11 protein-coding genes are annotated in these 12,807 nt (G+C 71.6%); 6 read left to right on the top strand and 5 right to left on the bottom strand.

The window, feature by feature from the left end; all coding sequences use genetic code 11:
* Positions 1–124: 124 nt before the first annotated feature.
* Positions 125–880, bottom strand: coding sequence for a metallophosphoesterase family protein (locus IM787_RS13970; protein ID WP_193677296.1), 756 nt, complete (start codon positions 878–880; stop codon positions 125–127).
* A gap of 155 nt (positions 881–1,035) precedes the next feature.
* Between IM787_RS13970 and IM787_RS13965 the strand changes: the two genes are divergently transcribed.
* Entirely contained in the window at positions 1,036–1,953 is a 918-nt protein-coding gene (locus IM787_RS13965) for a nucleotidyltransferase (RefSeq protein ID WP_193677295.1), read from the top strand.
* Between the two features lie 143 nt (positions 1,954–2,096).
* Here IM787_RS13965 and IM787_RS13960 read toward each other — a convergent pair whose 3' ends face one another.
* Entirely contained in the window at positions 2,097–3,065 is a 969-nt protein-coding gene (locus IM787_RS13960) for a Bug family tripartite tricarboxylate transporter substrate binding protein (protein WP_193677294.1), read from the bottom strand.
* A 160-nt stretch (positions 3,066–3,225) separates the two neighbouring features.
* Here IM787_RS13960 and IM787_RS13955 point away from each other — a divergent pair, with 160 nt between their 5' ends.
* The 4 genes from IM787_RS13955 (at position 3,226) to IM787_RS13940 (ending at position 8,089) form a co-directional block, all read left to right on the top strand.
* Positions 3,226–3,708: a DUF456 domain-containing protein gene (locus IM787_RS13955; protein ID WP_193677293.1), complete on the top strand. Its 483-nt coding sequence runs from the start codon at positions 3,226–3,228 to the stop codon at positions 3,706–3,708.
* Between the two features lie 48 nt (positions 3,709–3,756).
* The gene (gene garD, locus IM787_RS13950) at positions 3,757–5,310 is read left to right on the top strand and encodes a galactarate dehydratase (RefSeq protein ID WP_193677292.1); all 1,554 of its coding nucleotides are present in this window, start codon (positions 3,757–3,759) and stop codon (positions 5,308–5,310) included.
* Positions 5,311–5,386: 76 nt separating this feature from the next.
* Positions 5,387–6,358 (top strand): Bug family tripartite tricarboxylate transporter substrate binding protein, encoded by a 972-nt coding sequence (locus tag IM787_RS13945; RefSeq protein ID WP_193677291.1) that lies wholly within the window; start codon positions 5,387–5,389, stop codon positions 6,356–6,358.
* Positions 6,359–6,394: 36 nt separating this feature from the next.
* On the top strand, positions 6,395–8,089 hold the full coding sequence (locus IM787_RS13940; RefSeq protein WP_193677290.1) for a sensor histidine kinase: 1,695 nt from the start codon (positions 6,395–6,397) through the stop codon (positions 8,087–8,089).
* 9 nt (positions 8,090–8,098) lie between these two features.
* On the opposite strand, the gene IM787_RS13935 is transcribed toward IM787_RS13940, so the two are convergent.
* The 3 genes from IM787_RS13935 to IM787_RS13925 are packed head-to-tail and all read right to left on the bottom strand — an operon-like array spanning position 8,099 to position 10,959.
* Positions 8,099–9,073 carry a Bug family tripartite tricarboxylate transporter substrate binding protein gene (locus IM787_RS13935; protein WP_193677289.1) on the bottom strand — a complete coding sequence of 325 codons (975 nt, stop codon included), beginning with the start codon at positions 9,071–9,073 and terminating at the stop codon, positions 8,099–8,101.
* 22 nt (positions 9,074–9,095) lie between these two features.
* Complete coding sequence (locus IM787_RS13930) at positions 9,096–10,313, bottom strand: CaiB/BaiF CoA transferase family protein (protein ID WP_193677288.1); 1,218 nt, start codon at positions 10,311–10,313, stop codon at positions 9,096–9,098.
* Between the two features lie 34 nt (positions 10,314–10,347).
* Positions 10,348–10,959 (bottom strand): hypothetical protein, encoded by a 612-nt coding sequence (locus IM787_RS13925; protein WP_193677287.1) that lies wholly within the window; start codon positions 10,957–10,959, stop codon positions 10,348–10,350.
* 72 nt (positions 10,960–11,031) lie between these two features.
* Between IM787_RS13925 and IM787_RS13920 the strand changes: the two genes are divergently transcribed.
* Positions 11,032–12,801: an ABC transporter transmembrane domain-containing protein gene (locus tag IM787_RS13920; protein ID WP_193677286.1), complete on the top strand. Its 1,770-nt coding sequence runs from the start codon at positions 11,032–11,034 to the stop codon at positions 12,799–12,801.
* Positions 12,802–12,807 lie beyond the last annotated feature (6 nt).

Below are 12,807 nucleotides of genomic sequence, written 5' to 3'. Positions count from 1 at the left end.
CACCGCGGCTTGCGCCGCCCCGTGATGGGAAGGGGCGCATGCTAACGCCAACCACACCGTCCGTGCATGGTCGAGCGGGATACGGAATGTGCGCGTCGCCGGGGACGACGGCCAGGCCGCTGCGCTAGACCCCGGCGGTCACCTCGCGCGGCACTTCGTACAGGTGGAAAGGCGGCTGGTCCGGCCGGCTGCGCTGCAGCAGCGGCTTGGCCACGTTGAAGACCGGCACCCCGTTGATCGTCTTGCCTTCCAGCGTCCCGCGGTGCGCATGTCCGTGGAAGATCGCATCGACGGGATAGCGCAGCAGCGGCTCCTCCAGCCGGCTGCTGCCGAGGAAGGGGAAGATCTCGCGCGGCTCGCCCTCGATCGTCCCGGCGATCGGCGAATAGTGCAGCAGGGCGATGCGATGCGGCGTGCGCAGCTTGGCCAGCGCCGCCTCCAGCTTCATGGCCTCGTGCAGCGCCTCCTGGACGAACTGCTTGATGACGGCTTCGCCCCAGGCGCCCAGCGACCCGCGGCCGAAGCCGCCGGCGAAGCCCTTGGCGCCCGCGATGCCGACGCCCTCGATCTCGCAGGCCTCGCCGTCGAGCACGCGCACGCCGGCGCGGGTGAGCGTCTCCACCACGACTTCCGGCGTGCCCGACTCGTAGTCGTGGTTGCCCAGCACGGCGACGATGGGCACCGAGACGGACGCCAGTTCGTCGGCCAGCACGTGCGCCTCTTCGGCCGTGCCGTAGTCGGTGAGGTCGCCGCACAGCAGCAGCGCGTCGGCGGCCTCGGACGCCTGCGCGAAGAACGGGCGCAGCCGGCCGGCGGCGTCCTTGGTGACGTGGATGTCGCCGACGACGGCGAAGCGGACGGTACTCGCGGATTTGGCCATGGCTGCCGATGGTGCACGCGAACGCGGCCGTCCGTATCGTCCAGCCAGCACCGGCGGGTGTAGTCCCGCGCTGACGCCGGGCGAGGCGCCGTCTCCTCTTCTTTAGGCATCCCGGGCGACGCGCGGGCCGGGTGGCGCTCCGTAACCTGCAACGCATGTCATCCTCCGCCCATCTCGCCCCGTCCCTCGAGGACGAAGTCGCGCCGGACACCGCGGCGTTCTACCGCCGCGCGCTGCAGGTGCTGACCGATGCCGGCGTGCCCTTCCTGGTGGGCGGCGCGTTCGCGCATGCCTGCTACACGGGCATCCGCCGTTCGACCAAGGACCTGGACCTCTTCATCCGCCGCGAGGACTACGAGCGCATCGTGGCCCTGACGGACGCGGAGGGGTGGCGTTCCGAGATGCCGTACCCGCACTGGCTGGCCAAGGTCTATGCCGGCGAGGACTTCATCGACCTGATCTTCAACTCGGGCAACGGCCTCACGCCGGTGGACGGGCGCTGGTTCGAGGACAACGCGCAGGCCGAGATCCTGGGCGTGCCGGTGTGCATCGCCAACATGGAAGACGGGCTGGTGTCCAAGGCCTTCATCATGGAACGCGAGCGCTACGACGGCGCCGACGTCGCGCACCTGATCCAGGCCAATGCCGAGCGCATCGACTGGAAGAAGCTGGTGGAGCGCTTCGGGCCGCACTGGCGCGTGCTGCTCGCGCACCTGTCGCTGTTCGGCTTCATCTACCCCGGCGAACGGCACCGCATCCCGCAATGGGTGATGGACCGCCTGCTGCTGAAGCTGGCCGACGAGAACCGCGAGCCTCCGGCGATCGACGCGCACATCTGCGCCGGCACGCTGCTGTCGCGCGAACAGTACCTGCACGACGTCGAACGCCTGGGCTACGTCGATGGACGCCTCACCCCGGCCAGCACGATGACGCCCGAGGACGTGCAGACCTGGACCGAGGCCATCCCGAGCCGCCAACCTGCGGAAGCGGAGCCGGAAGCCGAGCCGGAACTGCCGGCCGTGCCGGTCAAGCTGGACGGCGAAGGCAACGCGTCCCCGCGGTGGATGGTGTGATGCCCCGCGGCAACGGGCGGCTACGTAAGCCACCCGGATGAGCACCGCACTCGCCTAGATTCGCTCCTGCACGCTTGGCAACCCTGAAGCGTGCCGCTAGCGACAAAGTTTGAGCCCGCCTCGCGCGGGCTCCTTTCTTGGCGTCACTCCACCTTGATGTTGCCGGCCTTGATCACGCGGGCCCACTTGTCGAGCTCTTCCTTCTGGAAGGCGGCGAGTTCCGCCGGGCTCATGCCGCCGGGTTCGATGCCCTGCGCCACCAGCTTGCCCTTGACCTCGGGGTCGTTCACCGCCTTGATCATCTCCGCCGAGAGGCGGTCGACGATGGGCTTGGGCACGCCGGCGGGCGCGAAGATGGCCTGCCAGGACACCACGTCGAAGCCGGGCAGCGTTTCGGCGATCGCCGGCACCTCGGGCACGGCGGAGGAGCGCCTGGCGGAGGTGACGCCCAGCGCCCGCAGCTTGCCGGCCTTGATGTGCGGCATGGCGGGCGCGAGGTTCTCGAAGATGATGTCGGCGCCCTGCCCCGACAGCAGGGCCTGCAGCGACTCGGCGCTGCTCTTGTACGGCACGTGGACCATCTTGCCGCCGGTCATCTGCTCGAAGAACACGCCGGACAGGTGCTGCGAGGTGCCGTTGCCGGAGGACGCGTAGTTCACGGAACCCGGCTTCGCCTTGGCGGCGGCGATCACGTCCTGCACCGTCTTGTACGGGCTCTCCGCCCGCACCACCAGGATGTTGGGCATGGACCCGATCATGGTGATCGGCTGGAAGTTCTTGATGGGGTCGTACGGCAGCTTGGCATAGAGGCTCGCGTTGATCGCATGCGAGCTGATCGTGCCGCCCTGGATCGTGTACCCGTCCGGCGCGGCCTTGGCCGTGAAGTCCGAACCCATGCTGCCGCCGGCGCCCGGCTTGTTCTCGATCACGAAGGTGGTGCCCAGCGCGGGGCCGGCCTTCTGCGTCACCAGCCGGGCCAGCACGTCGGTGGTGCCGCCGGCGCCGAACGGCACGACGTAGGTGATGGGCTTGGCGGGCCACGGGGCCTGCGCCAGCACGGAGCCGGCGGCGAGGACGGCGGCCACGCCGGCGAGGATGCTGCGACGATGCATGGGATGTCTCCTGGAAAGGTCGGTGCCTGCGGCCATCGCGGCCGTGCGGGGCATGCTAGCCGCAGCCGGCCGCGGCGCGCCTCGGGTGCGACCCTGCCCGGGGCCGCGCACGGCGCCGACTGGGTCCGCTATCCTGAGCCGCCCTGCGCGAAAGGACACCGTGACCGATTCCCTGCTCTGGCTCCTCAGCATCGCCCTCATCCTGGTCGGCCTGGCCGGCATCGTGCTGCCCGCGCTGCCCGGGACCATCCTGGTGCTGGCCGGCATCGTCCTCGGCGCCTGGATCGACGATTTCACGCGGGTCGGCTGGTTCGCCGTGGCCGCCGTCACGGTGCTGGCGGTGATCGCCTGGGCGATGGACTACGTCGCCGCGATGCTCGGCGCAAAGCGCGCCGGCGCCAGCCGGCAGGCGATCATCGGCGCCGCCATCGGCACGGTCGCGGGCATCTTCATGGGCATCGTCGGCGTGCTGTTCATGCCGCTGGTGGGCGCCGCGGCCGGCGAGTACCTGGCGCGGCGCGACCAGAACAAGGCGGTGCGCGTGGGCATCGCCACCTGGCTCGGCCTCATGGCGGGCATGCTCGCCAAGTTCGTGCTGGCCTTCATGATGATCGGGATCTTCGGGGTGGCCCTGCTCGTGTGAGGCATGCCGGGGGCGCGGGATAATCGGGGCCGACCTTCCCCGCCCGCCATGACCGAACCCCTCACCATCCTCATGCACCCGGCCGACAACGTGGCCATCGTCGCCAACGACGGCGGACTGCCCGCCGGCACGCGCCTGCCGTCCGGCCTGGTGCTGCGCGACAAGGTGCCGCAGGGACACAAGGTCGCCCTCGCCGACCTGCCCGCGGGCAGCGCCGTGCGGCGCTACGACGTGACGATCGGCTATGCCGTGAACGACATCCCGGCCGGCAGCTGGGTGCACGAGCGCCTGCTGCGCATGCCCGATGCGCGCGGGCTGGACAACCTGCCGATCGCCAATGCGCCACGGCGCGCGCTGCCGCCGCTGGAGGGCTACACCTTCGAGGGCTACCGCAACGCCGACGGCTCGGTCGGCACGCGCAACATCCTGGCCATCACGCAGACCGTGCAGTGCGTGGCCGGCGTGACCGAGTTCGCCGTGCAGCGGATCAAGTCCGAGCTGCTGCCCCGCTACCCCAACGTCGACGACGTGGTCGCGCTGGAGCACGGCTACGGCTGCGGCGTGGCGATCGACGCGCCGGACGCCGCGATCCCGATCCGCACGCTGCGCAACCTGAGCCTCAACCCCAACTTCGGCGGCGAGCTGATGATGGTGAGCCTGGGGTGCGAGAAGCTGCAGCCGGAAAGGCTGATGCCGCCCGGCACCATCCCGGTGGTGGACGAACGCGGCGCCGAGGCGCAGCTGGACGTGGTGTGCCTGCAGGACGACGCGCACGTCGGCTTCATGTCGATGGTCGACTCGATCATGCGGCAGGCCGACCAGCACCTGAAGCGGCTGGACGCGCGCCGGCGCGAGACGGTGCCGGCCAGCGAACTGGTGGTGGGCGTGCAGTGCGGCGGCAGCGATGCCTTCTCCGGCGTCACGGCCAATCCGGCGGTGGGCTTCTGCGCCGACCTGCTGGTGCGCGCCGGCGCCAGCGTGATGTTCTCCGAGACGACCGAGGTGCGCGACGGCGTGGACCAGCTCACCTCGCGCGCGGCCTCGCCCGAGATCGCCGAAGCGATGATCCGCGAGATGGCCTGGTACGACGCGTACCTCAAGCGCGGCGCCGTGGACCGCAGCGCCAACACCAGCCCCGGCAACAAGAAGGGCGGCTTGTCCAACATCGTCGAGAAGGCCATGGGCTCCATCGTCAAGTCCGGCTCCGCGCCCATCACGGGCGTGCTGGCGCCCGGCGAGAAGCTGCGCCAGAAAGGCCTGACCTACGCGGCGACGCCGGCCAGCGACTTCATCTGCGGCACGCTGCAGCTGGCGGCCGGCATGAACCTGCACGTGTTCACCACCGGACGCGGCACGCCCTACGGGCTGGCCGAAGTGCCGGTGATCAAGGTGGCGACGCGCAGCGACCTGGCGCGCCGCTGGCACGACCTGATGGACGTCAACGCCGGCAAGATCGCCGACGGCCAGGCCACCATCGAGGACGTGGGCTGGGAGCTGTTCCACCTGATGCTCGACGTGGCCAGCGGCCGCAGGAAGACCTGGGCGGAGAAATGGAAGCTGCACAACGCCCTGGTGCTCTTCAATCCGGCGCCGGTGACCTGAAGCTACCGGAATACCCTATGGGAGGCGGCGGGCGGCGCCTGTAACGTGGCCGGGGACAGCCACCACAGGAGCCACCATGCGTCTGCTGCCAACGTTCGTCTCCGGACTCGTCCTGCTTGCCAGCTTCCTCGCCGTGCCGGCCTCCGCGCAGCCGGACTACCCGAACCGGCCGATCCGCTGGATCGTGCCCTACCCGCCGGGCGGCACCACGGACCTGCTGGCGCGCCTGATGGCCACGTGGCTGTCGCAGCGCCTGGGCCAGCAGGTGGTGGTGGACAACAAGCCCGGCGGCGGCAACAACATCGGCACCGAGATGGCCGCCAAGGCGCCACCCGACGGCTACACCATCCACCTGGTCAACCCCGCCAACGCGATCAACGCGACGCTGTACCCGAAGCTGCCCTTCAACTTCCTGGAAGACCTGGTGCCGGTCGGCGGCATCATCCGCGTGCCGAACGTGATGACGGTGACGAAGAACTTCCCGGCGAAGAACGTCGCCGAGTTCATCGAGTACGGCAAGAAGAACCCGGGCAAGATCAACATGGCCTCCTCGGGCTCGGGCACGTCGGTGCACCTGTCGGGCGAGCTGTTCAAGTTCATGACCGGCGTGGACATGAAGCACATCCCGTACAAGGGCGCCGGCCCGGCGATCGTCGACCTGATCCCCGGCCAGGTCGACGTGCTGTTCGACAACATGCCCTCGATCATCGGGCACATCCGCGGCGGCAACCTGCGCGCGCTGGCGGTCACGAGCGCGCAGCGTTCACCCGCGCTGCCCGACACGCCCACCGTCGCCGAGACGGTGCCCGGCTACGAGGCCAGCGCGTGGTTCGGCGCAGCCGCGCCCAAGGGCACGCCGCCGGCCGTCGTCGCGCGGCTGAACCGCGAGATCAACGCCGCGCTGGCGGACCCCGCCATGAAGGCCAAGCTGGCCGACCTCGGCGGGGTGCCGATCGGCGGGACGCCCGAACAGTTCTGGGCGCTGCACCGGGCCGAGACGGAGAAGTGGGAGAAGATCGTGAAGTTCTCCGGCGCCAAGGTGGAATAGGAACGGCCATGCCGGCGCCGCAGCAGGCCGGGCGCCATGGAACCTGACGCCGACGAGAGCCGGCTGCGCCGCGGCGCGCGCCAGTGGCGGCTGGCCCTGCGCATCGTGTTCCTGCTGCTCGCCGTGCTCGGATGGGCCGCGTTCGCGGAACACACCGCCCACGAGCGCCGGCTGGCGCTGGGGACCGTGGCCCAGCGCGACGCCAACCTGGCGATCGCGGTCGAACACTACGTGCGCAGGGTGCTGCGCAACGCGCTCGCCGTGCACCGGCTGCTGGGCGACCAGCTCGCCGCCGGGGCCAGCCGCGACATGCTGCAGCAACGCCTGGCCGACCGGCTGCAGGCGAACGACGCGTTCTCGGGGCTTGGCCTGTGCCTGCCCGACGGGTCCGTCCTCGACGCACCCGCCTCCATCGCTCGGCTGTCGCCCACCACCTGCGCCGCGCTCGGCGCGGCCACGCCGCCCGGCGGCCAGCTGGCCGTGCTGCGCCCGCTGCCCGCGGCCGGTGCGCTGCACGTGCCCCTGGCACTGCCGCTGGAGAACGACGCGCGCGAGCGGCTGGCGCTGGCGGTGGCCTTCACGCCGGTGCGCACGCTGCTCGGCATCATGCAGTCGGTGGAACTCACCGACGACACGGCGGTCCTGCTCGCCGGCAGCGACGGGCAGGCCCGCGCGGCCTGGCGCTCCGGCGCAGGCGCCGTGGAGGCGGAGGGCGGCTTCGCGGCGCTCGCGGGATTGCTGCGGCCCGCCGGCGACACCGTGCTCGTGGACGGGCAGCCGCACCTGGTCGCCGCGCGCACGCTGGCGGACGCCGGCCTCGGCGTGCGGGTCGCGACTTCGCGGCACGACGCGCTGGCGGCCTTCCGCGACCGGCGCCTGCGCCTGCTGAGCGTGTTCGCCCTCGGGACGGGCGCCCTGCTCGCCGCCTACCTGCTGCTGTCACGCCTGCATGCCGACAGCGTGCGCGGCGCGATCGCCCTCAGCCAGTCGCGCCGCGAAGTGGAGGCGCTGAACGCCGGACTGGAGCAGCAGGTGCGCGAGCGCACGACGCAGCTGCAGCAGGCCTACCAGGACCTGGAGACCTTCTCGTATGCCGTCGCCCACGACGTGCGGGCGCCGCTCGCGGCGATCGAGGGGTTCGCGGATGCGCTGGAACCCGCCGTGCGCGGCGGCGGCGAAGGCAGGCCGCTGCACTACCTGCAGCGCATCCAGGCCAACGCGCGCCGCATGCAGCAGATCACCACGTCGCTGCTCGACCTGGGGCGGCTCACGCGCGTGCCGCTGCGCAAGGAAGCGCTGGACCTGAGCGCGATCGCGCAGGACGTGCTGGCGCAACTGCGGGAAGCGGACCCGGCGAGGCAGGTGGAATCGGCGGTCGAGCCCGGCCTCACCGCCACCGGCGATCCGGCGCTCCTGCGGCAGGTGCTGGAGAACCTGCTCGGCAACGCGTGGAAGTTCACTTCGCGCCGGCCGCTCGCGCACATCCGCTTCGGGCGCGAAACCCCCGAGCGCGGCGGCGGCTTCTTCGTGGCGGACGACGGGGACGGCTTCGACGCCGGCCTGGCCGAGGGCCTGTTCCAGCCCTTCCGGCGCATGCACGACGCGACGGACTTCCCCGGCACCGGCGTGGGGCTCGCCGCGGTGCACCGCATCGTGACGCTGCACGGCGGCCGCATCTCCGCCGAGGCGCGTCCCGGCGAAGGGGCGCGCTTTTCCTTCACGCTGCCGTGAGCGGGGCGCTCAGTCGGCGGTGATGCCGGCGGCCTTGATCGTCCTGGCCCAGAACTCGGTCTCGCGCTTGACCATGGCGTCCAGCGCGGCGGGCGGCAGGTAGCGGATCTCGATGCCGGCGCCGTCGGCGCGCGCCTTCGCTTCCGGCGTTTCCAGGCCCTGCTTGATGCCGGCCGCGAGGCGGTTCACGACCTCGGGCGGCGTGCCGGCGGGCGCGAAGATCGCCACCCACGACTCCAGCTCGAAGCCCTTGAGTCCTGCTTCCGCCGTGGTCGGCACGTTCGGCAGGCCCGGGTGGCGCTGCGCGCCGGTGACCGCGAAGGCCTTGAGCTTGCCCTGCTGCACGTGACCCATCACCGAAGGCGGCGTCGTCATGAACACCTGGACCTGGCCGCTCAGCACGTCCTGCATCGCCGGGCCGGAGCCGCGATAGGGGATGTGGACCATGCGGGTGCCGGTCTGCGCCTTGAACATCTCGGTGCCGATGTGCGAGACGGAGCCGTTGCCCTGCGATGCGTAGCTGAGGCGGCCGGGGTTCTTCTTCAGGTGCGCGATGAATTCCTGCAGCGTGCCGGCGGGCACGGAAGGATGCGCGGCGATGACGTTGGTCGCGACCGTGACGAGCGCGATGGGCGTGAAGTCCTTCTGCGCCCAGGGCAGCTTCGGCATCAGGGCGGGGTTGCCCACGTGGTACGCGGAGTAGGAGGTCAGCAGCGTGTAGCCGTCGGCCGGCGCGCGCGCGACGAAGCCATAGGCCACGTTGCCGCTGCCGCCGCCGCGGTTGTCCACCACGACGTTCTGCCCCAGCACCTTGCCGAGCGAATCCGCGACGATGCGCGCCGAGGTGTCCACCAGCCCGCCGGGCGGGTTGGGCACGATCAGGTTGATCGGCTTGTTCGGGTAAGCCTGCGCGACCGCCAGCGACGCGGCCAGGCCGGCAAGCGCGGCGAGCAGCGTGCCGCGCAGGAAGGGACGACGGTTCATGGGGGCTCCTCGAGGTGGGGGGTCAACGCGGGGTTTCGATGATGCCGCGCTCGCGCAGCGCGGCAACCTGCCCCGGCGTCAGGCCGATCTCGCGCAGCACCGCATCGGTGTCCTGCCCGAGGGCGGGCGCATTGCGGCGGTGCGCTCCCGGGGTGCGCGAGAGCTTGGGCACGACGCCGGGCACCAGCAGCGGATCGCCGTCGTCCAGCCGGATCTCCTGCAGCATGCCGCGCGCGGCGTAGTGCGGGTCGGCGGCGATGTCGGCCACGGTGTAGATGCGGCCCGCGGGCACGGCGGCGGCCTCCAGCGCCTGCAGCACCTCGGCGACGCTGCGCGTCCGTGTCCAGGCACCGATCGCGCCATCGATCTCCTCGACGCGCCGCACGCGGCCGGCGTTGTCGGCCAGCCCGGGATCGCGGCCGAGGTCGTCGCGGCCGATCGCCGCCATCAGCCGCTTGAAGATGCTGTCGCCGTTGCCGGCGATCAGCGCATAGCCGCCGTCCGCGCACAGGTACGCGTTGCTCGGCGCGATGCCCGGCAAGGCGCTTCCCCCGGGGCCGCGCACGGCGCCGAATGCGCTGTACTCGGGCAGCAGGCTTTCCATGCAGTTGAACACGGCCTCGTACAGTGCGACGTCGATCACCTGCCCGCGGCCCGAACGCTGCCGCTCGTGCAGCGCCACCAGGATGCCGATCACGCCATGCAGCGCGGCGAGCGTGTCCCCGATGCTGACGCCCACCCGCACCGGGACGCGGCCCGGCTCCGCCGTGAGGTGGCGCAGGCCTCCCATCGCTTCACCCACGACACCGAAGCCGGGGCGGTCGCGGTAGGGGCCGGTCTGGCCATAGCCGCTGATGCGCAGCACGACGAGCTTCGGGTTGGCCTCCACCAGGCGCTCGGGCGCGAGCCCCCAGCCTTCCAGCGCGCCCGGGCGGAAGTTCTCCACCAGCACGTCGGCCTCGGCCGCGAGCTTGCGCACGATCTCCTGCGCTTCGGGTTGCCGCAGGTCGAGCGCCAGCGATCGCTTGTTGCGCGACTGGACCTGCCACCACACGGAGGTGCCGTCCTTCAGCATGCGCCAGTTGCGCAAGGGGTCGCCGGCGCCGGGGGGCTCCACCTTCACCACGTCGGCGCCGAAGTCCGCCAGCGTCTTGGCGGCGAAGGGGCCGGCGATCAGTTGCCCGAGCTCGAGGACCTTGAGGCCCTGCAGGGGGCCGGCGGCATTGGCTTGCGTCTCCATGCGGCCGAGTGTGCCGCATGCCACGGACGGATGCCTATTCTTCGCCCATGTGGAGCCACTCGTCTTCCTTCAGGCGCTGCATGAAGGCCATGACGGTTTCGAGGACGCCCTCGCGCTCCGCCCATTCGATCTGCTCGCGGAAGCACAGGCGCTTGGTCAGCGCCGGGGTGACGGCCCAGGCCTCCCCGGTCGCCGGCGCGGGCGGCTGCTGGGTGCCGCGCGGGGTCTTGCGCTCGGGCAGGAGGGCCGTGAGCGCGTTCCACTGGTCGGGGCGCGGGCAGACGCGGTTGTTGCGGCGGGCGACCAGCATGGCGCCTTCCAGCGTGAACAGCGGCTGCTCGCGCCGGCGCACCGGCGGCAGCCTGACCTGGCTGCCCGCGGCCTCCGTCTTGGCCCAGCCGCGTTCCTGCGTGTTCTGGAAGTTCGGCGGCGAGGTCATGGGCGCGGTTTCGGCGAACCGCACTTCCTCCTGGTTCGCCACCTCGTTCCACAGCGCCCAGGCGGTGTCGCCGTCCCCTTCGATCGCCTCGGGCGCGGGGATCGAATCACCCGCCTCCCAGGCACGGTCGAGCCCGCGGGCGGGGGGCGCAGCGGAGGGCGCAGGCGCCGGTGCGGGCGGGGTCTTCTTCTTGCCGGTGAAAGCCATGGAGGGACTGTAGCGCGGAAGCGCGCCGCCGCGTCCGGGGAAAGGCGCAAGCCCCCTTACTACACTCCCCGGATGACCACCGCCGAGCCGCCGCGCAACCCGCAGTCCCTGTCGGGCCTGCGTCCCTTCCTGCGGCCCTACCGCGGCCACGTGGCCTTGGCCGCCATCTTCCTGCTGCTGGCGGCCGTGGCCATGCTCGTCTTCCCGGTCGCGCTGCGCGGCATGATCGACGGCGGCCTGGCCGCGCCGCCCGGGGAACGGCTGGTTGCGCTGCGCGGCCACTTCCTGGCCCTGTTCGGCGTCGCGGTCGCGCTGGGCCTGTTCTCCGCCGCCCGCTTCTACCTCGTCAGCTGGCTGGGCGAACGGGTCAGCGCCGACCTGCGCAGCGCCGTCTACGCCCACGTGCTGCGCCAGAGCCCGGCGTTCTTCGAGAGCACCCAGACCGGGGAAGTCCTGTCGCGCCTGACGACCGACACGACGCTGGTGCAGACGGTGGTCGGCTCCTCCTTTTCGATGGGCCTGCGCAACCTGGTGATGGGCGCGGGTGCATTGGTGATGCTCGTCATCACGCACCCCTACGTGATGACCCTGGTGCTGGCCGCGGTGCTGCTGGTGGTGCTGCCGGCCATGTTCTTCGGCCGCCGCGTGCGCAAGCTCTCGCGCGCCAGCCAGGACCGCGTGGCCGATTCCAGCGCCATCGCCGCCGAAGTGCTGAACGCCATCCCGGTCGTGCAGAGCCATGCGGCCGAGGCCCGCGAAGCCGACCGCTTCCGCGAGGCGACGGAGAACGCGTTCCGCACCGGCGTGCGGCGCACGCGCGCCCGGGCCGTGCTGGTGGCCTTCGTCATCATCGCCAACGCGGGGCTGATGCTGTGGGGCCTGTACCAGGGCGCCGAGGGCGTGGTGCGGGGATCCATCACGGCCGGACAGCTCGGCCAGGCCGCGTTCTACGTCGCCATCTTCGCCGGTGCCGTCGCGGTGCTCGGCGAGGTCTACGGCGACCTGCTGCGCGCCGCGGGTGCCACCGAGCGGCTGATGGAGCTGCTGGCCAGCCGCTCGCCCGTCGCCTCGCCCGAGCGGCCCGTGCCGCTGCCCCCGCCGCGCGCCGGCAGCAGCGTGCGCTTCGACGCCGTGCGCTTCCACTATCCCTCGCGGCCGCTGGCGCCGGCGCTCGCGTCCTTCAGCCTCGACGTGGCCGCCGGCGAGACGGTGGCGCTGGTCGGCCCGAGCGGCGCCGGCAAGACCACGGTGTTCCAGCTGCTGCTGCGCTTCTACGATCCGCAGCAGGGCGCGATCGTCCTCGACGGCGTGCGGATCGACCAGCTGCGGCTGCAGGAACTGCGCGGGCGCATCGGCTTGGTGCCGCAGGAGCCGGTCGTCTTCTCCTCCAGCGCGCTGGAGAACATCCGCTACGGGCGGCCGGAAGCGAGCGACGAGGAGGTGAAGGCGGCGGCGCGCGGCGCCTTCGCGCACGACTTCATCGAGGCGCTGCCGGAAGGCTATGCCACCTTCCTGGGCGAGCGCGGCGTGCGGCTGTCGGGCGGGCAGCGCCAGCGCATCGCGATCGCGCGGGCGATGCTGAAGAACCCGCCGCTGCTGCTGCTCGACGAAGCGACCAGCGCGCTGGACGCGGAAAGCGAGCGGATGGTGCAGGCGGCGCTGGAAAGTGCCATGCGGGACCGCACGACGCTGGTCATCGCGCACCGGCTGGCGACGGTCCAGAAGGCGGACCGCATCGTGGTGCTGGACCACGGGCAGATCGTCGAATCGGGGCGGCACGAGGAGCTGCTCGCCCGCGACGGCGTCTATGCGCGCCTGGCGGCGCTGCAGTTCATGGCGTGACCGCCG

Source organism: Ramlibacter pallidus (assembly GCF_015070875.1).
GTDB classification, from domain to species: Bacteria; Pseudomonadota; Gammaproteobacteria; order Burkholderiales; family Burkholderiaceae_C; genus Ramlibacter; species Ramlibacter pallidus.
The sequence above is the reverse complement of the archived record's forward strand: the minus strand, read 5'-3'. Positions and strand labels throughout refer to the sequence as shown.

What these genes read in the sequence shown, in the direction of transcription:
- IM787_RS13970 (WP_193677296.1), bottom strand. Translation starts at nt 880, where the DNA reads ATGGCCAAATCCGCGAGTACCGTCCGCTTCGCCGTCGTCGGCGACATC.
- IM787_RS13965 (WP_193677295.1), top strand. Translation starts at nt 1,036, where the DNA reads ATGTCATCCTCCGCCCATCTCGCCCCGTCCCTCGAGGACGAAGTCGCG.
- IM787_RS13960 (WP_193677294.1), bottom strand. Translation starts at nt 3,065, where the DNA reads ATGCATCGTCGCAGCATCCTCGCCGGCGTGGCCGCCGTCCTCGCCGCC.
- garD (WP_193677292.1), top strand. Translation starts at nt 3,757, where the DNA reads ATGACCGAACCCCTCACCATCCTCATGCACCCGGCCGACAACGTGGCC.
- IM787_RS13945 (WP_193677291.1), top strand. Translation starts at nt 5,387, where the DNA reads ATGCGTCTGCTGCCAACGTTCGTCTCCGGACTCGTCCTGCTTGCCAGC.
- IM787_RS13940 (WP_193677290.1), top strand. Translation starts at nt 6,395, where the DNA reads ATGGAACCTGACGCCGACGAGAGCCGGCTGCGCCGCGGCGCGCGCCAG.
- IM787_RS13935 (WP_193677289.1), bottom strand. Translation starts at nt 9,073, where the DNA reads ATGAACCGTCGTCCCTTCCTGCGCGGCACGCTGCTCGCCGCGCTTGCC.
- IM787_RS13930 (WP_193677288.1), bottom strand. Translation starts at nt 10,313, where the DNA reads ATGGAGACGCAAGCCAATGCCGCCGGCCCCCTGCAGGGCCTCAAGGTC.
- IM787_RS13925 (WP_193677287.1), bottom strand. Translation starts at nt 10,959, where the DNA reads ATGGCTTTCACCGGCAAGAAGAAGACCCCGCCCGCACCGGCGCCTGCG.
- IM787_RS13920 (WP_193677286.1), top strand. Translation starts at nt 11,032, where the DNA reads ATGACCACCGCCGAGCCGCCGCGCAACCCGCAGTCCCTGTCGGGCCTG.